A 16,523-nucleotide genomic window follows, 5' to 3' on the forward strand; every position below is an offset into this window, starting at 1 on the left:
GTTCAAGAACTGCGCCGACGGCAAACGCCCGTCGCGAGGGGAGCCGGTGGCCAGGCGCGGGACCGGGCGGCGGTCGATTTGACGATTCGCCAGCGCCATGACGCGCGGTCGAGCGCCGAGCAGCGTCAAGGCGTTGGCGCACCCAGAAATCAACCGGAGAACGTCGTCGGCATGGGCTCTGCACCTGAAGAACATCGCTTGGGGTGCCGTTCCCCTGAACGGACGTGAACGACAGCCGGCCAACGTGAGTCGAAGCGTGCCTGCGGGCACAGGAGCCACCATGACGACGACGGACGACGAGATCCTTCGCGAGTTCTTGGTCGAGAGTTATGAAAACCTCGACCGACTCGACCGCGACTTTGTGGCTCTCGAGAGCACGCCTGACGACATCGAGCGCATCTCGGCGATCTTCCGCACGATCCACACGATCAAGGGGACGAGCGGCTTTCTCGGCTTTCAACGCCTCGAGGCGCTGACTCACGTCGGCGAGAGCCTGCTCGCGAAGCTGCGAGATCGGCAGCTCTCGCTGACACCGGATCTCACCACCGCGCTCCTCTCGATGGTCGACGGCGTACGCGCCATCCTCGCGAGCGTCGAGCGCACGGGCGAGGAAGGGACGGAGGACTACACAGCGGTGCGAGCGCAGCTCGTGCAGATGTCGTCGCCGCGGGCGCCGAGCGCTCCGCCCGTCGAGGCGAAGGCGCCGGTCGCGCCCGCCGCGCCGAGTCCCACGGCTGCCGCGCCGCAACCTGCCATCGTCGATGAGGCCGTCGCGGCCCCCGTCGCCGCCGCTGCGCCGGCCACGCCCGCGCCCGCGCCCGCAAAGCCCGCCGAGGTCGACGACCCGCACGCGAGCAGCGCCGCCGTGGACGCCAGCATTCGCGTCGACGTCGGTCTCCTCGACAAGCTGATGAACCTGGTGGGCGAGCTGGTCCTCGCGCGCAATCAGATCCTTCAGTTCTCGACGTCGACCTCGAGCCGCGACACGGCGCTCATCGCCACCTCGCAGCGCATCAACCTCATCACCACGGAGCTGCAAGAAGGCGTCATGAAGACGCGCATGCAGCCCATCGGCAACGTGTGGGCGAAGTTCCCCCGCGTCGTCCGTGACCTCTCGATGATGTGCAAAAAGCAGGTCCGCATCGCGATGGACGGCAAGGAGACCGAGCTCGACCGCACCATCATCGAGGCCATCAAAGACCCGCTCACGCACGTCGTTCGCAACGCCGTCGACCACGGCATCGAGTCGCCGGAGGTTCGCGTCAAGGCCGGCAAGGACCCCATGGGAACGCTGCACCTCCGCGCGTACCACGCGGGCGGACAGGTCAACATTGAGATCTCCGACGACGGAGCGGGCCTGGACCCCGACAAGATTCGTCGCAAAGCCATCGAGCGCGGCCTCGTCGCGCCGGAGCAGGCGCAACGGATGACCGACCGCGAGGTGGCGAAGCTGGTCTTTCTGCCGGGGTTCTCCACCGCCGAGAAGGTCACGAACGTCTCCGGTCGCGGCGTCGGCATGGACGTCGTCAAGACCAACATCGAAAAGATCGGTGGGGCTGTGGACCTCGAGAGCCGGCCCGGCAAGGGCACGACGCTCAAGATCAAGATCCCGCTGACGCTGGCCATTATCCCAGCGCTCCTCGTCCAGAGCCGGACCGACCGTTTCGCGATCCCCCAAGCGAGCTTGCTCGAGCTGGTTCGCATCGACGCGGAGCAGAACAAGGCCGCCGGCGGTCCCACCGCCGGGCCCGAGTCGGCGCGCATCGAGTACGTGCACGGCACGCCCGTCTACCGCCTCCGCGGGAGCCTCCTGCCGCTCGTCTTCTTGTCGCACGCCCTCGGCGACGAGAGCGCCCCTCGCGTGAGCGATGACGGCTCGGTGAACATCGTCGTGGTCCAGGCCGACGGCCGTCAGTTCGGGTTGGTCGTCGACGGCATCAGCGACACGGAGGAGATCGTCGTCAAGCCGCTCGGCAAGGAGCTCAAAGGGCTCAACGTCTTCGCCGGCGCAACGATCATGGGCGACGGCCGGGTGGCGCTCATCCTCGATGTCGTCGGGCTCGCGCAGCGCGTCAGCCTCGGCTCGAGCGGCCGCGAGCGCACGTTGGGCGAGGCCGCGCGAACCGAGGGGCGCAGCGACGACCGCCAGACGCTCCTCTTGTTCCGCACCGGGACCGAGGGCAACCGCGCCGTGCCGTTGTCGATGGTGGCGCGCCTCGAAGAGTTCCAGCGCGACCGCGTCGAGCGAGCCGGCAAGCGGGCCGTAGTGCAATATCGCGGGGAAATCATGCCGCTCATCGACTTGGGCGAGCTCTTGGACGGAGCCGGCTTTGCGCGCGCCAAGAAGGGCGAGGAGCCGCTGCAGGTCATCGTCACCAGTCATGCGGGGCGCCGCGTAGGCCTCGTGGTCGACCGCATCGTCGACATCGTCGATGAGCACGTGACGCTGCAAGACGGCGGACGACAGAACGGGGTCCTCGGCGCCGCGGTGGTGCAGGGCAAGGTCACCGAGCTCTTGGACATCACCGGGGTCATCCGCGCCGTCGAGCCGCAGATGCTCGAGAAGGCGAGCTAGGGCGGCCATGGACGGGGACAAGGAAAAGGAGCGCACCGTGGACGCGAGACAGCTTTGCACCTTCTTTCTCGATGGCCTCTGCTTCGGCGTGGATGTCACGCGTGTGCAAGAGGTCATCCGCTACCAAGACATGACGCGCGTGCCGCTCGCGACCGCCGTTGTGCGCGGTCTCATCAACCTGCGCGGACAGATCGTGACCGCCGTCGACATGCGAATTCGGCTGGGCATCGCGCCGGCCAAGAGCGGCGAGCTCCCGATGAACGTCGTGGTCCGCACCGACGACGGCGCCGTCAGTCTCCTCGTGGACGACATCGGCGATGTCGTCGAGGTCGACGAGTCCGCCTTCGAGGGGCCGCCGGAGACCATGCCGGCGCGGGCTCGCGAGCTCGTGCGCGGCGTCTACAAGCTGAACGACCGACTTCTCTTGCTCTTGGATACGGAGCGCGCCGTGGACCTTCAGGGCGCCGCCTGACGTTGTTGTTCGCGCCGACCTCGCTTGAGAGGCGGCGTGCGTGGACGGGGAACAGAACGCCGCCGCCAGGCGTGCCAGCCATCAACTGAAACGGGAGACAGGAACATGACGAATCCGGCAGAAGTGAAAGCACAATCGCTCTTCGAACGACTCGGCGGCAAAGACGCCATCCGCGCCGTTGTCGACAAGTTCTACGACCGGATCATGGCCGACCCCGAGGTGTCGCACTTCTTCGAGGACGTCGACATGACGACCATGAAGGCGCACCAGTACATGTTTATGTCGCAGTCGTTCGGCGGACCCGCGAAGTACCGCGGGGCGTCGCTCAAAGACGCCCACAAGCACCTGAAGATTGAGGCCAAACACTTCGATCGCGTGGCGACCCATCTCGACGGCGCGATGGAGGACGCGGGCGTCCACGAGGCGCTTCGAGCCGAGGTCGTCGGCGCCGTTGCGGGCCTCAAGGGCGAGGTCGTCCAGGCGCCCGCTCGACTCAGCATCCTGCCCGGCGGCGGTGGCGACCAGAAGCAGCTCGACGAGCTCAAGAAGCGCGTCTCGGAGCTGACCACGAACCGGGCGATGCTCGAGAACGCGCCCGTCAACGTCATGTTCGCGGACCGGCAGAACAAGATTCGATACATCAACCCGCGCTCCGTCAGAACGCTCCGAACCCTGGAGAAGTACCTGCCCGTCGCCGCCGACGACATGCTTGGCCAGTCCATCGACATCTTCCACAAGAACCCGTCGCATCAGCGAAAGCTCCTCGGCGACCCGAACAACTTGCCCCATCGCGCGTCGATCTCGGTAGGGCCCGAGCGCCTCGATCTGCTCGTGAGCCCCATCTACGACGACGCTGGGACCTACACCGGCGCGATGGTGACCTGGGAGATCATCACGGAGAAGGAGCGCGCGGAGCGGGACCTCGCGCGGACCAAGTCGATGATGGAGCAGGCGCCCATCAACGTGCTCTTCGCCGACACCGACTACGTCATCCAATACGTCAACCCGGCGTCGGTGCGGACGCTCAAGACCATCGAGCATCTCTTGCCCGTCAAGGTCGACCAGATCGTCGGCCAGAGCATCGACATCTTCCACAAGCGTCCCGAGCACCAGCGACGCATTCTTGGCGATCCGAAGCGCAACCTGCCGCATCAGGCGAACATCCAGCTCGGCGCCGAGACGCTCTCCTTGCTCGTGAGCCCCATTTACGACCACAAGGGCGACACCAGCGGCACCATGGTGACCTGGGAGGTCATCACCGAGCGGCTCGCGACGGAGCGCAAGGTGCAGGAAGCGCAGGAGCGTGAGCGCGCGCAGGCGGAAGAGCTCCGCACCAAGGTCGACGCCATGCTCGAGGTCGTCCGCGCAGCCGAACAGGGCGATCTCACGCGCGAGGTTTCGGTGCGCGGCGCCGACGCCATCGGCCAGATGGGCGAGGCGCTCGGTCGCTTCCTCAGCAGCATGCGCGCCAACATGACCACCATCACGCAGAATTCGCACGGCCTCGGGGCTTCTGCCGAAGAGCTGACGGCGGTGGCGCAAGAGATGAGCGCAAACGCCGACGAGACGAGCGCGCAAGCGAACGTCGTCTCGGCGGCCGCCGAGCAAGTGAACAAGAACGTGCAAACGGTCGCCACCGGCGCCGAGGAGATGAGCGCGAGCATCCGCGAGATCGCCAAGAACGCGAATCAAGCGGCCAGCGTCGCGACCTCTGCCGTGCGGGTCGCCGAGGCGACCAACACGACCGTCGCCAAGCTCGGCGAGAGCTCGGCGGAGATCGGCAAAGTCATCAAGGTGATTACGTCAATCGCGCAGCAGACCAACCTCTTGGCCCTAAACGCCACCATCGAGGCGGCGCGCGCCGGCGAAGCCGGCAAGGGCTTCGCGGTCGTCGCCAACGAGGTGAAGGAGCTCGCCAAGGAGACAGCGCGCGCCACGGAAGACATCGGTCGGAAGATCGAAGCCATCCAGGGCGACACCAAGAGCGCCGTCGACGCCATCGGGCAAATCGGCTCCATCATCAACCAGATCGCAGACATCCAGAACACCATCGCCTGCGCCGTCGAGGAGCAGACCGCCACGACCAACGAGATCAGTCGCAACGTCGTCGAGGCCGCGAAGGGGAGCTCGGAGATCGCCCAGAACATCACCGGCGTGGCGAGCGCTGCGCAAGGCACGTCGCAGGGTGCCGGTGAGACGCAGAAGGCGGCCACCGAGCTGTCACGGATGGCCAGCGACCTGCAACGGCACGTGGCGCAGTTCAAGGTTTGAGCGGTTCTTCACGGTCGAGCCGCCGGCGTGACGCGGCGGCTCGGCCAGTCTCAAGCGGTTTACGTCAGCGGGAGAAGCAGATGAAAGTTCTCATTGTGGACGACTCGAAGGCGACTCGAATGATTCTGAAGAAGATTCTCTCGCAGGTGGGTATCGACGACATCGTTGAGGCGGGGCACGGTGTCGAGGCGCTCGAACGGCTTGAGACCAACGGCGACGCGGCGCTCGCGCTGCTCGACTGGAACATGCCCGTCATGGACGGCTACCAGCTGCTGCAGGAGATTCGCTCGCGCCGCGCCCTCGACGGTATGCGCGTGATGATGGTCACCACGGAGACGGAGATTTCGCAGGTGGAGAGGGCGCTTGCCGCCGGCGCCAACGAGTACGTGATGAAGCCTTTCTCCCACGACACCATCAAGGAGAAGCTCACGATGATGGGGCTCGGAACCGGATGAGCCGCGTTCGCGTGCTCATCGTCGACGACTCGGTCGTCGTGCGGAGGATGTTGACCGACATCCTCGGGAGCGAACCTTGGATTGAAGTCGTTGGCACGGCGGCCAACGGCAACATCGGCCTGCAGAAGCTGACGCAGGTGAACCCGGATCTCGTCACGCTCGACGTCGAGATGCCAGAGCGCGACGGCCTCTCGACGCTGACGGAGATCCGGAAGACGCACCCAAAGCTCCCGGTGATCATGTTCAGCACGCTGACGGAGCGAGCGGCGACGACCACCCTCGAAGCGCTGAGTCGCGGCGCGACCGACTATGCGACGAAGCCGCAGGGCACGACCGGCATCGTCGCGGCCTCCGCCGACGTGAAGGCGCAGCTGCTACCGAAGATTCGCGCGCTCTTCCCGAAGGCGGGGGCGTCGACGACGAGCCTCTTGCCGCAGGGATTGTCGAAGCCGCCCGCGGCGACGCCCCGCGCGGCCGAGCCGCGCCGCGAGCGTCAGAAGCCAGCCGTCTTGGCCATCGGCTGCTCGACGGGCGGGCCCAACGCGTTGGCGACCATCTTTGGTGCGCTGCCGACGCTTCCGGTGCCCATCGTCCTCACCCAGCACATGCCGCCGCTCTTCACGCGGATGCTGGCCGATCGACTCTCGGCTCACTCGGCCATTCGCGTCATCGAAGCCGCTGGCGGAGAGACGCTCGAGGCGGGGTGCGCCTACATCGCGCCGGGGGACCATCACATGGTGCTCGCGCGGAAGGGCGCGGCCATCGTGACGGCGCTCAACCAAGGCCCGCCCGAGAACTCGTGCCGGCCGGCCGTTGACCCGATGTTTCGGTCTGTGGTGGCGGCCTACGACGGCGCGGTCCTCGGCGTGGTCCTCACGGGGATGGGCCAGGACGGCCTGCACGGCTGCCACGCCATTCGCGAGGCCGGGGGGCAGATCATCGTGCAAGACGAGGCCACGTCGGTGGTCTGGGGGATGCCTGGGTTCGTGGCTCGCGCGGGCATCGCCGACGGCGTGCTCCCGCTCGAGGCCATCGCTGCGGAAATTGTTCGTCGCGTGGGCACTGGCGCAGCGCAGCGGGCGCTCGCCGGTGCTGTCTCTCACCAACGGCTAGGTGCTCCATGACCGTCTCTCAACCCGACATCGCCTTTCTGCGGGAGCTCGTCTACAAGCGCTCCGCCATCGTCATCGAGCCCGACAAGGACTACCTCGTCGAGGCGCGGCTAGGCCCGGTCGCCCGCGATCAGGGGTACGGCTCCATCGGTGATCTCGTAACCAAGCTGCGCGGTGGCGCGCACGCGAGCCCCGAGCTGACGACGCGCGTCGTCGAAGCGATGACCACGAACGAGACGACGTTCTTCCGCGACACCGGACCCTTCGAGGCTCTGGAGAAGCGAATCCTTCCAGAGCTCATCAAGGCGCGGGCCGCCACCAAGACGCTCACCATCTGGTCCGCCGCCTGCTCGACGGGCCAGGAGCCCTACAGCGTCGCGATGCTCCTCGACGAAGCGTTCCCGCAGCTCAAGGACTGGCGCATCCGCATCCTCGCCACGGACCTGTCGACGGCCGTCCTCGACCGTGCCCGCGAGGGCAAGTACCGCCAACTCGAGGTGAACCGCGGCCTGCCGGCTCGATTGCTCGTGAAGTACATGGAACGCGTCGGGACCGACTGGCGGCTGAAGTCCGAGCTCCGGCAGCGCGTCGAATTTCGGCAGATGAACCTCGTCGAGCCCTGGTCCCACACGGGTCGCTTCGACGTCATCTTTCTTCGGAACGTCCTCATCTACTTCGACGTGGAGACGAAGAAGGGAATCTTGGGGCGCATGCGCCAGACGCTCGCGCCGGACGGGTTTCTCTTCCTTGGCGGCGCCGAGACGACGCTGCACCTGGACCCGTCCTACGAGCGTGAACAATACGAACGCGCCACGTTCTATCGGCCGACCGCCGGAGCGAAGGGTTGATTGCCATGATCGAAAAGGAAAACATCCTCGACTTCACGCAGACCGTCTGGACGACCGTGCTCGGCACGGAGGTCGAGCCCGGCGGCGCGCCTTCGCAGGCGCCGACGATGCAAGGCATCGTGCGCATCTCGGGCAGTTGGGAAGGAGAGATCGCCATCGAGTGCTCGCCGGCCTTCGCGAGATGGGCCGCGGCCACCATGTTCGACGCGTCGGACACGTCGCAGGACGATGTTCGCGACGCCCTTGGAGAGCTGGCCAACATGGTCGGAGGGAACATCAAGGCCCTCTTGCCGGGGCCGAGTCACCTGTCGCCGCCGCGGGTCCAAGCCGGTCAGGGCGGGGAAGCCGATGAAGCGGTCACCGTGTTGCGGTTCACCTGCCGCGGCGAGCCGATCGCGGTGAAGGTTCGTGAGCGCCCGGGGACTGAAATGGAGAGAGGAGCCTAGTCATGAAGATTCTGGTGGTCGACGACAGCAAGGCGATGCGCATGATCGTGACGCGCACGCTCAGGCAAGCGGGCTTCGACGGGCATACGCTGGAGGAAGCCTCCAACGGCGCGGAGGCGCTCGCGAACATTCGCAAAGAGACTCCGGACCTCGTGCTTTGCGACTGGAACATGCCGGAGATGTCAGGCATCGACCTGCTCAGCACGCTGACCGCTGAGGGCGTGTCAGTGAAGTTCGGGTTCGTCACCTCGGAGGGCACCGACGAGATGCGGGCCCGGGCGAGGGAAGCGGGCGCGCTCTTTCTCATCGCGAAGCCCTTCACGGTGGAGGCGTTCCAGGAGGCGCTCAAGCCAGTCGTCTGAGCCGCTCGGCGTGGTCGGAAGCCGCGTACGGCAAGAGTCGTAGTTCGGGGGAGAACCAAGATGGCCGCACTGATCGTTCCCAACCTCGCGTCTGTGCTGAAGCTCTTAGGGGGCCTGCTGGGCAAGCCGGTGACGGCCAAGCCGGCTACGGCACCGCTGGCGGTCGCGCCGGCGCGGGCCATTGCCACCTACCAGGACGCGGAGGGGCATCTCCTCGCGGTTTGCGTCTGCGACGTCGCGTGCGCGGCCTACGTCGGGGCTGCGCTGTCGCTCCTCGCCCCGGCCGTGGCCGCCGAGGCGCACAAGAAGGGGAAGATTCCCGAGAGCATCATGGAGAACTTCCACGAGGTGGTGAACGTGGCCGCGAGCCTCTTCAACGTCACCGGTGGCGGCCACGTGCGGCTCGAGAAGATTCTCGTGACGCCCTGCGACGTGCCGGCCCCCGTGGCCTCGTTGGTGGCCAAACCGAAGACGCGGCTCGACCTCGACGTGACGGTGCCCGGCTACGGCACCGGCAAGATGAGCTTCGTCGTCCTCGAAGCGCAGTAGTCCGCGACCTTTCGTGATGGGCCGTCCGCTCGGTGCCGTGGCCCCGCCGCTCGGCCCTGCCGCTCCTCCGCCCTGCCGCGCGAAGGCGAACACCTCAGGGCATCTCGCTCCAAGGAGTGAGGTGCCCGTCGCCGCTTGGAGCGGACGTCGCCGCCGCCCCGCTCGACGCTTGCGCGTGCCAAAGCAGCGCAGCCGCCGTCGCCTCGTACCTCGACCCATCGATTTTGATGGGTCGAGGCTCGGGTGGCCTCGGGCCTTACGCTGCCGCGACGGCGGCGCTTGCGGCGTCGGGGGCCGACAGCTCGATCACCTGGGTGCGCGGCAGTTGCCGTGCGAGGCGCTCACAGAGGCTCTCGGTGAGGCGCGTCCCGGCTCGAATGAGCAGCGCGCCGGCGGCGGTGTGGACGTCCTCGGCTACGACCATGCCTTCGCGGAGCATGGCGGCGGAGAGCTTGATGTTCCCTTGCGTGCGCGCCCCAACGAGCACCATCAGCGACGAGGTGCCGACCTTGAAGAGGAGTCGCTGGTGCGTCGAATACGGCTTCAGGAGGACGGTCTCGTCCGCTTGCGTGGCGCGCTTCGGCAAGCCGCCCGTGAAGATCTGGTTGATGCCCGAGAAGCCGTTCTTGGTCGAACCCATGCTGATGTTCGCGAGTTCGGAGAGGAGGTCGAGCGCCGTTTCCTCGTCGGCTTCGCCGAAGAGTTGCTCGGCGATGGCGCGGAGCGAAGCGCGCTCTGCCATGACTGTGAGACCGAGCTCCACGCCATGGACCACGTCGGTCAGCGGTATCGTCGTCGCGACCGCGTCGACGAGGCGAACCCCGCCGCGGAGCTGGTGGCGACCTCCTGCTGCAAGAACTGCGCGAACACGGTCTGGAGGACCGTGTCGAGCGTCCGCCACGGCACCGTGGCAGCGATGCCCTCGGTCGCGGCGCCAGAGGGCTCTACGGCACCCGGATGGAGCGTCGCCGTCGCGGCCGCCGCCGTGGCCGCGAGGTAGGCGTTCATGTCGAGGCGCCGAAGCGCGCTCTCGAGCTCGCCCACGCGGGCACGGAGCTTGGTCTCGAGCCGCACGATGCGCTCTCCGGCGCGAACGCGCGCGCGGAGCTCATCGATGGGGCGCGACTTGGCGATGAAGTCGTCGACGCCCGCGGAGAAGGCCGACGAGATCGTCTGCTCGCTCTCCTTACCGGTGCGCATGATGATGTAGAGGTAGTGCGGAAGCTCCATCTGGCGGAGCTGCGTGACGAACTCTGCGCCGGAGAGCCCGGGCATCATCATGTCGGTGATCACGATGTGGGGCGGCTCTTGGCTGACGATCGGCAGGGCCTCGTGAGCCGACTTCGCCAACCGAACGCGATGACCAAGCTTCTCAACGAGGCGGGCCACCAGCGGGCCGTCGGTGGGGCAGTCTTCTACGATGAGGACGTCCATCGGTTAGTCACCCAAGGCCGAGAGGGCGCCGCGAAGGTGCTTTACGCGTTCGTGCGAGTCGCCGAGCACGGCCTCGACGACGTGAAGGTGGCGTCGCATGAAGGCGCGCGCCTTCACGCGATCCTCGCGCGACTGGTAGGTCTCCGCGAGGGCTCGGACGAGGTCGGCGTCATTCGACGCGCTGCGCGCCAAGGCGGCTCGCAACACGGTCTCGTCGCTGGCGCTGGCGCCGCAGGTGACGCGCTCGGCGAGGTGGAGACGCGCCTCGAAGTCCTCGGCCGCGATGGGCTTGATGAGGACGTCGTCGGCGCCGGCCCCGAGGGCCTCGAGGCGATCCTCGGGAGTGGAGAGCGCCGTGTAGACGATGATGTAGGTCTCCCGGGTTGCGTCGCCGGCTCGCACCTGCTGGCACAGGTCGACGCCCGAGAGGCCCGGCATGAGCCAATCGGTGACGATGACGTGCGGCTGGAAGGAGTCGACCAAGGCCAAGGCGGCCTCGCCCGTCTCGGCGAGAGCCACCTCGTGGTCCAAGGCAACGGCGACGCTCTGGGCGTACAGGAGCGCGATGGGGTCGTCGTCCGCGATCAGCACACGCATAGAACCTCCAGGCCGCGTGGAGAAGGAGAGACGCGGGCTCACCTCCCTGAACGGAGGGCCACTCCAGAACTTGAGAGGTGTGAACGTGCCGGCTCCACTTAAGGACCTCGCCTCGCCGACCGTTCCCATCGGTAGGGATGGCAGTGAACATGGCGATCGATCTCACGACGGTCCGAGACGTTGCAGGTGACGATGACGCGTTCGTTCGGAGCGTTCTCGGGGCCTTTCGTCGCAACGCGAACCGCCTCCGCGGCCAGCTCGCGGCGGCGGCGGCGTGCGGCGAGACGGCGACCCTCAAGCAAGTGGCCCATGGGCTCAAAGGCTCGCTGCGTACCCTCGGAGCGTTTGACGCGGCGGCCGCGGCGCTCTCCATCGAGGAGTTCGAGGACGACGGCGGCGTGGAGGTCGACGGCCAGAGGGGCGGCGTCGCCTACCAGGCCCTGACGGAGCGCTTCGCGGAGGAGCTAGACGCGGTCCTCGCCGAAGTGGACGCGCTCCTCGACGGCCGGTCCGCGTGAGCTCTTTGGCACACGCGAGCGCGCACGCGAGCCGGCGCGGATGGGGGCAGCGATGGGTGTGGGGGATGGTGGATTGGGGACGGGGCCGATGACAAATCGGCGGCGCGTGCTCCTGGTCGATGACGAAGAGGGAATACGGCGCGGTCTCGCCCGAAGCCTGGGCCGGTACCACGAGATTCATACGGCCTCTGATGGCCATCAAGGCATCGGCGCCGTGGAACGCGACGGCCCCTTCGTGGCGGTCGTTGCCGACCTTCAGATGCCAGGCATGGACGGGCTCGCGATGCTCCGCGAGGTGGCGCGCATTGCACCGCGCACGCTGCGGATTCTCTTCACCGGCACCCTCGACGCGTCGCGCCTCGTAGACGCCGCGGTGGATCTCGAGCTCTTTCGCGTCATCTACAAGCCCGCGTCGACGGCGGATCTGCTCGCCGCCCTCGCCGCCGCGGCGCTCGAGTACGACCGGCCGCGGTGAGGCATGGCCGCAAGCTTCCGAGCGACGTGACACGCGACTGGCTGGCGTCCGCTCACGCCAGGGTGATCTCGACCTGCGATCGCGCCCCGGGAAGGCGGCCGTCGTCCAATCGCGAGAGCTGCGAGAAAAACGTCGGGAACGGAACCTGCGTTGCCTCGCGCTTATGGCTTCGTGCGGCTGCTACAGCGACCCAGGCCGGGTCGTCGACGCCAACACGAACACCACCTGCGTCACCGCCGCTGCTCCTTTCCGTTGCAGCGTCCAGCGTGGGCCCATTGGCTCGGCGTGCGCGTGCGAGGGGCAAGCCGGAGTTATCAAGTAGCAAGCGGGGGGGGGGGCTGGGTGGAGCGCAGCACGTCGCAACGCTTGTCCCCGAGGTCGTCGCCCTCACCGAGGCTCGCTGACGCGTCCACGGGGGGCGAGCCGTGCCTTCGAATCGACGCCCGCTTTGCGCTGTCGTCGGGGGACCCAGTCTTCGAAGTCGCGACGTTGCGCCGTCCGGAGTTCGTGCTTCGGTACACCCGCGGCCATGGCATCTCGGTTGACGAGCGGCTGATCACCGCGTCCTTTCCTACGGTCGGCGATTCGCGCCGACGCGTCGCGCGGGTGCTGGTCAACGGGGCGCTCGCGGTCGACGAAGCCTTCCTCGCCCCAGGTGCGGCGATCCTTCTCGATGCCCCCGGCCTTCGACCTGCAGTTCGAGAACCTCGCGATCGACGTACCAACCGCCCCGTCCATGGGTGACCGCGTTGGGCTTTCGGGTCGGCAGGTTCAGCGCATTTTCGACGACTTCGGACGTCGCTATCCACTCAACGCCCAGAGTTGGCGCGACGCGAGAAATCGTTGGCGTGTCGAAAACGCGACGCTGCTCTTGAGCCGGCCAGAGCTTACCGTTCTGCAAGTAGCCCGCGAGGTCGGCTATGCGTCGCCCAACGCGCTCGCGCGAGCTCTGGGGCAGGCCGGATTCCCGCCGCCAGCGCTCCTTCGGAAGCGGCTCCGAGAAATGTCCGAAACGGATCCCGTCCGCTGAGCCGATTCGCTGCCAGCGTGGCGGGCGATGGCGATGCGCACTCTTCTGGGACTCGGAACCGTACTTCTTCTTTCGCTGACGAGCTGCGGGGCGCCGTCGTCCGTCGATTCCGTCGGCCAGGCGACGCAGCCGATCACAGGCGGCACAGCGGATGACGTGGACGTCTCCTCCGTTCTCGTCATCGCCAAAGGCGACGGCATCGACGGTCGCTGCTCGGGCGTCATTGTATCCCCGCACGTGGTGCTCACGGCGGCGCACTGCGTACAGGTGGATGCGAAGTGCACGGTGTTTGTTGGCGCGGACTACAACGATCGCGCCGCCCGAATGCGGCCCGAAAACCTCGTCGACGTCGTCGAGCGTCACTCGCATCCGCGCTACAAAGCCTCGACGAACACGCATGATCTCGGCGTTCTCATCACGGCGATGGCGCTCGCTCCTCCTCCCGCGCGGATGAACGGCACGCCTCTCGTGCCTGCGGACCGCGGGACACCCATTCGGATCGTCGGTTACGGGCAAACGAGCGGCAGCTCGAAGGCGATGGGGCGACGAAGGCAGGGAGAGTCGACGCTCGCGGGGGTCGACGCATCAAGCCTCGTCGTCGACGGCGTCCCGAACATCTGCCTCTTCGACTCGGGTGGCCCGACCTTCATGCGGCGAGAGGACGGTCAAGAGGCCGTCGTGGGCATTCACTTCATCATCGACTCCGCGACGTGCGATGGTCAGGGCGTCGACGTTCGTGTCGACGCGAACGTTGCGTTCATCGATGGTCACGTGGCGGCGGCTGAGGTCTCTGCTGCTGCGGGCCCATCGTCAAACCAAACGGCCGGCGATGCGAGCACGGCGGCGGACAGCGCGGCCACGGGCGATAGCAAGGCGGGATGCTCAATGTCCGAGAGACGTCCGACTTCGGCGGCGGCTCTTCTCGCCTCACTCGCCGCAGCCTCCCTCAGCGTGTTGTGGCAGCGTCGCCGCGCGCGGCAGCTCAGCGCCCCTTCGCCGCCGCCGCGACGAGACGATCGGCCAGGGCGACGAGGCCGGCGGCAGTGAACGGCTTTACGACCCAGCCGCTCGCGCCAAGGGTCCGTCCGCGCGCGATGATCTCAGGGCTGGCCTCCGTCGTGACCATCACGCACTTGACGTGCGTCGAGCGGGGGGCCATTCGCTCCAGCACAGCCATCCCGTCGAGGTTTGGCATGTGAACGTCACAGAACATGCAGACAATGTTTGGGTGGGCCGCGAATTGCGCGAGGGCCTCGTCACCGTCGCCCGCGAGGATCACCTCGTAGCCCGCGCCGGTGAGGGCCCGCTCCGCCAGCGACCTCACGACCACCGAGTCGTCCACCACGAGCACCTTGGGTCGCGGGGGGGCCGATGAAGCGGCGACGTCGCTGCAGAGGGGCGTGGGCATGTCGTGGTGAACGGAACCGGATGGAAACGCTTAAGCCAGGACCGGCGATTCACCGGGCCTGCGGGACGGCCGTTCGCCAGGCCTCGTAGAGCGGCAAGAGCGGCTTGGTCGCCTCGTCGACGAGCGCCGGATCTTGCTTCACGTTGGCGTCAATGAGGCGCGTCATGGCGAAGCCGTAGACGGCCTCGAGGTTCGCGCAGAGCTCGGGCGCCACGTCATAGTTCAGGCCGGCGCAAAGCTCCTCGAGGATCGCGTGGGCGCGGCTGAGCTTCTCCCCGAAGAGCGCGCGATCGCCGACGGCGAGGGCTGCCTTGGCCTCCGCGGCGAAGCGAAAGAGCCCCTGATAGAGGAGCAGGAGCACGTCCCCCGGGCCCGAGGTCCGAACCTGGACTTGCTGGTACTTGGCCGCCGCTGCATTGTGTCTCGACATCTTCTACCTCACCCGCCCTGCGAACCGCTGCCGCTCGAGCCTGCGCCGGCGGCGCTACCAGCCGACTGAAACCGCGAGACCGTGGCCTCGAGTGTGCTGAACTGCTTGCGCAGCATCGCCTCGTAGCTGTCGATGCGGCGCTGCATGGCGTCGACGCTGTCGTTCATGCGAGAGGCTTGCCGCTGGAGCGAGTCGATGCGCGCGCGCACCGGCGAGGTGGCGGTGCCGTTGAGCGCGTCGACGGCGACGCGGAGGGTCTCGAAGGCGCCCGTGCTGCCGAGCGTCGCGTCCTTCGTGAAGAGCTTCGCGACGGCCGTCGAGTCTTTGGAGAGGGCCGTAGCGAGCTTGGCCTCGTCGAAGCGCAACTGGCCGTCCTTCGTACTCGAGATGCCCACGCTCATGAGCGTGTCGTAGGCGCCCGTCGTGCCCGTGACCTTGCTCCCGACGGTCCTCGCGATGCGCTCGACGACGCCGCGAAGCGTGGAGTCACCGCTGAGTACGGCGTTGGACGCCTTCTGACCTCCGTAGCCGGCAGCCGATTGGCTCGCTTTCACGACGTCGTTGTAGGCGTTGATGAAGGTGGTGATCTTGTCTTTGAGCTTCGCCGCGTCGCTCGCGACCTCGATGGTGGCGGGCGTCGTCGTGGGCTTCGTGAGCGCCAGCGTGACGCCTTGAATCACGCCGGTCACCTGGTTGGTGGGCCGCGTGATGGTGATGCCGTCGACCAGAAGCGACGCGTCTTGCGCCGCCTGCACGGTGTTGGCAGGCGTGGCCATGCCGAGCGCCGTGCCCGTCTCGGTGAAGGAGACGGCGTTGGCCGCGCCGGTGTCGAGGCCGCGGACGCCAAGGCGATAGTTGGTGCCGTCGTAGATAACGTTGGCCGCGACGCGAGCGCCGCTGGAGTTGATCTTGGCGGCGATGGCCGAGAGGGAATCGCCTGGGTCGATGGCGACGTCGACGGCGGCGCCGGCGCCCACCTGAATGGAGAGATTCCCGGTCATCGACAGCGCGTCGGTGCCCGAGGCCTGAACGTCGCCGTAGGTCCGCTGCTCCTTTGCGACTTGCGTCACCGTGACCTCGTAGCGGCCCGGGGAGGCGCCGATGGTCGTGCTGGCGACGAGCGCTGTGTCGCTCGAGGTCACCGCCATGGCGGCGAAGCGCGTGGGGTCGGCGAGAGCGCCGGCCGCGTCCCTGAGGGCGGAGAGCTTGGTCGAGACCGCGGAGATGGTCTGCGACGCGGCCTGAACGTCGGACTGCTCTTTGAGCATCCGGTCGACGGGAATTCTCTCTGCCTTGACGAACGCCGAAATGATCGCGTTCGTGTCGAGGCCAGTTGCGAATCCGCCGAACGTGATGGGCATGAGCGGTACTCCGAGGGAAGCACGCCCCGTGCCGCCGCCATGGGATGGGCCCGCGGGGGCGGGGAGGTGCGTCCGGCGAGGGCAGGTTTGGCAGGGCAGGTTTGGCAGGGCAGGTTTGGCAGGGCAGGTTGGCAACCCGGGATCCCGCCGCGCCGCTTCGGGCGGGCGATGGCCCCAGGC

Annotated in this window: 18 protein-coding genes; 12 read left to right on the forward strand and 6 right to left on the reverse strand. The window is 67.3% G+C overall.

All coding sequences use genetic code 11. The annotated features are described in order from the left end of the window. Nucleotides 1-280: 280 nt before the first annotated feature. From IPG50_37515 to IPG50_37555, 9 genes are all read left to right on the forward strand, one after another. Entirely contained in the window at nucleotides 281-2,575 is a 2,295-nt protein-coding gene (locus IPG50_37515) for a chemotaxis protein CheW (protein MBK6697846.1), read from the forward strand. Nucleotides 2,576-2,582: 7 nt separating this feature from the next. Continuing rightward, entirely contained in the window at nucleotides 2,583-3,047 is a 465-nt protein-coding gene (locus IPG50_37520; GenBank protein MBK6697847.1) for a chemotaxis protein CheW, read from the forward strand. Between the two features lie 105 nt (nucleotides 3,048-3,152). Further along, nucleotides 3,153-5,318, forward strand: coding sequence for a chemotaxis protein (locus IPG50_37525; protein MBK6697848.1), 2,166 nt, complete (start codon nucleotides 3,153-3,155; stop codon nucleotides 5,316-5,318). Nucleotides 5,319-5,398: 80 nt separating this feature from the next. Continuing rightward, nucleotides 5,399-5,773, forward strand: coding sequence for a response regulator (locus IPG50_37530; GenBank protein ID MBK6697849.1), 375 nt, complete (start codon nucleotides 5,399-5,401; stop codon nucleotides 5,771-5,773). After that, nucleotides 5,770-6,897, forward strand: coding sequence for a chemotaxis response regulator protein-glutamate methylesterase (locus IPG50_37535; GenBank protein ID MBK6697850.1), 1,128 nt, complete (start codon nucleotides 5,770-5,772; stop codon nucleotides 6,895-6,897). Before IPG50_37530 ends, IPG50_37535 begins: the two co-directional genes overlap by 4 nt. Then, nucleotides 6,894-7,733, forward strand: coding sequence for a protein-glutamate O-methyltransferase CheR (locus IPG50_37540; protein MBK6697851.1), 840 nt, complete (start codon nucleotides 6,894-6,896; stop codon nucleotides 7,731-7,733). The genes IPG50_37535 and IPG50_37540 overlap by 4 nt, the downstream gene beginning before the upstream one ends. Before the next feature lie 5 nt (nucleotides 7,734-7,738). Next, nucleotides 7,739-8,179: a chemotaxis protein CheX gene (locus tag IPG50_37545; GenBank protein ID MBK6697852.1), complete on the forward strand. Its 441-nt coding sequence runs from the start codon at nucleotides 7,739-7,741 to the stop codon at nucleotides 8,177-8,179. A 2-nt stretch (nucleotides 8,180-8,181) separates the two neighbouring features. Beyond that, entirely contained in the window at nucleotides 8,182-8,541 is a 360-nt protein-coding gene (locus IPG50_37550; GenBank protein MBK6697853.1) for a response regulator, read from the forward strand. 60 nt (nucleotides 8,542-8,601) lie between these two features. Then, complete coding sequence (locus IPG50_37555) at nucleotides 8,602-9,090, forward strand: hypothetical protein (GenBank protein MBK6697854.1); 489 nt, start codon at nucleotides 8,602-8,604, stop codon at nucleotides 9,088-9,090. 256 nt (nucleotides 9,091-9,346) lie between these two features. Here the strand turns inward: IPG50_37555 and IPG50_37560 are convergent, their stop codons facing one another. Genes IPG50_37560 through IPG50_37570 form a run of 3 tightly spaced genes read right to left on the reverse strand, consistent with a single transcriptional unit; the run spans nucleotide 9,347 to nucleotide 11,121 of the window. Beyond that, on the reverse strand, nucleotides 9,347-9,832 hold the full coding sequence (locus tag IPG50_37560; protein ID MBK6697855.1) for a hypothetical protein: 486 nt from the start codon (nucleotides 9,830-9,832) through the stop codon (nucleotides 9,347-9,349). 38 nt (nucleotides 9,833-9,870) lie between these two features. Then, on the reverse strand, nucleotides 9,871-10,524 hold the full coding sequence (locus IPG50_37565; protein ID MBK6697856.1) for a response regulator: 654 nt from the start codon (nucleotides 10,522-10,524) through the stop codon (nucleotides 9,871-9,873). A gap of 3 nt (nucleotides 10,525-10,527) precedes the next feature. Then, nucleotides 10,528-11,121, reverse strand: coding sequence for a response regulator (locus tag IPG50_37570; protein MBK6697857.1), 594 nt, complete (start codon nucleotides 11,119-11,121; stop codon nucleotides 10,528-10,530). A 149-nt stretch (nucleotides 11,122-11,270) separates the two neighbouring features. Between IPG50_37570 and IPG50_37575 the strand changes: the two genes are divergently transcribed. From IPG50_37575 to IPG50_37585, 3 genes are all read left to right on the forward strand, one after another. Then, nucleotides 11,271-11,639 carry an Hpt domain-containing protein gene (locus IPG50_37575; GenBank protein MBK6697858.1) on the forward strand — a complete coding sequence of 123 codons (369 nt, stop codon included), beginning with the start codon at nucleotides 11,271-11,273 and terminating at the stop codon, nucleotides 11,637-11,639. An 88-nt stretch (nucleotides 11,640-11,727) separates the two neighbouring features. Further along, nucleotides 11,728-12,114, forward strand: coding sequence for a response regulator (locus IPG50_37580; GenBank protein ID MBK6697859.1), 387 nt, complete (start codon nucleotides 11,728-11,730; stop codon nucleotides 12,112-12,114). Between the two features lie 1,057 nt (nucleotides 12,115-13,171). Then, nucleotides 13,172-14,191: a trypsin-like serine protease gene (locus tag IPG50_37585; protein ID MBK6697860.1), complete on the forward strand. Its 1,020-nt coding sequence runs from the start codon at nucleotides 13,172-13,174 to the stop codon at nucleotides 14,189-14,191. Here the strand turns inward: IPG50_37585 and IPG50_37590 are convergent. The 3 genes from IPG50_37590 to fliD are packed head-to-tail and all read right to left on the reverse strand — an operon-like array spanning nucleotide 14,127 to nucleotide 16,343. After that, on the reverse strand, nucleotides 14,127-14,552 hold the full coding sequence (locus IPG50_37590) for a response regulator (protein MBK6697861.1): 426 nt from the start codon (nucleotides 14,550-14,552) through the stop codon (nucleotides 14,127-14,129). The two genes, IPG50_37585 and IPG50_37590, sit on opposite strands and share 65 nt — an antisense overlap. Nucleotides 14,553-14,601: 49 nt before the next feature. Then, nucleotides 14,602-14,982: a flagellar export chaperone FliS gene (gene fliS / locus IPG50_37595; protein ID MBK6697862.1), complete on the reverse strand. Its 381-nt coding sequence runs from the start codon at nucleotides 14,980-14,982 to the stop codon at nucleotides 14,602-14,604. Between the two features lie 8 nt (nucleotides 14,983-14,990). After that, entirely contained in the window at nucleotides 14,991-16,343 is a 1,353-nt protein-coding gene (fliD, locus tag IPG50_37600) for a flagellar filament capping protein FliD (GenBank protein ID MBK6697863.1), read from the reverse strand. Nucleotides 16,344-16,523 lie beyond the last annotated feature (180 nt).

The organism is Myxococcales bacterium, from assembly GCA_016703425.1.
In the GTDB taxonomy this organism is placed as follows: domain Bacteria; phylum Myxococcota_A; class Polyangia; order Polyangiales; family Polyangiaceae; genus JADJCA01.

Bases quoted from the DNA above. Each gene is read 5' to 3' on its own strand.
- IPG50_37515 (MBK6697846.1), top strand. From the start codon at position 281: ATGACGACGACGGACGACGAGATCCTTCGCGAGTTCTTGGTCGAGAGT.
- IPG50_37520 (MBK6697847.1), top strand. From the start codon at position 2,583: ATGGACGGGGACAAGGAAAAGGAGCGCACCGTGGACGCGAGACAGCTT.
- IPG50_37525 (MBK6697848.1), top strand. From the start codon at position 3,153: ATGACGAATCCGGCAGAAGTGAAAGCACAATCGCTCTTCGAACGACTC.
- IPG50_37530 (MBK6697849.1), top strand. From the start codon at position 5,399: ATGAAAGTTCTCATTGTGGACGACTCGAAGGCGACTCGAATGATTCTG.
- IPG50_37535 (MBK6697850.1), top strand. From the start codon at position 5,770: ATGAGCCGCGTTCGCGTGCTCATCGTCGACGACTCGGTCGTCGTGCGG.
- IPG50_37540 (MBK6697851.1), top strand. From the start codon at position 6,894: ATGACCGTCTCTCAACCCGACATCGCCTTTCTGCGGGAGCTCGTCTAC.
- IPG50_37545 (MBK6697852.1), top strand. From the start codon at position 7,739: ATGATCGAAAAGGAAAACATCCTCGACTTCACGCAGACCGTCTGGACG.
- IPG50_37550 (MBK6697853.1), top strand. From the start codon at position 8,182: ATGAAGATTCTGGTGGTCGACGACAGCAAGGCGATGCGCATGATCGTG.
- IPG50_37555 (MBK6697854.1), top strand. From the start codon at position 8,602: ATGGCCGCACTGATCGTTCCCAACCTCGCGTCTGTGCTGAAGCTCTTA.
- IPG50_37560 (MBK6697855.1), bottom strand. From the start codon at position 9,832: ATGGCAGAGCGCGCTTCGCTCCGCGCCATCGCCGAGCAACTCTTCGGC.
- IPG50_37565 (MBK6697856.1), bottom strand. From the start codon at position 10,524: ATGGACGTCCTCATCGTAGAAGACTGCCCCACCGACGGCCCGCTGGTG.
- IPG50_37570 (MBK6697857.1), bottom strand. From the start codon at position 11,121: ATGCGTGTGCTGATCGCGGACGACGACCCCATCGCGCTCCTGTACGCC.
- IPG50_37575 (MBK6697858.1), top strand. From the start codon at position 11,271: ATGGCGATCGATCTCACGACGGTCCGAGACGTTGCAGGTGACGATGAC.
- IPG50_37580 (MBK6697859.1), top strand. From the start codon at position 11,728: ATGACAAATCGGCGGCGCGTGCTCCTGGTCGATGACGAAGAGGGAATA.
- IPG50_37585 (MBK6697860.1), top strand. From the start codon at position 13,172: ATGGCGATGCGCACTCTTCTGGGACTCGGAACCGTACTTCTTCTTTCG.
- IPG50_37590 (MBK6697861.1), bottom strand. From the start codon at position 14,552: ATGCCCACGCCCCTCTGCAGCGACGTCGCCGCTTCATCGGCCCCCCCG.
- fliS (MBK6697862.1), bottom strand. From the start codon at position 14,982: ATGTCGAGACACAATGCAGCGGCGGCCAAGTACCAGCAAGTCCAGGTT.
- fliD (MBK6697863.1), bottom strand. From the start codon at position 16,343: ATGCCCATCACGTTCGGCGGATTCGCAACTGGCCTCGACACGAACGCG.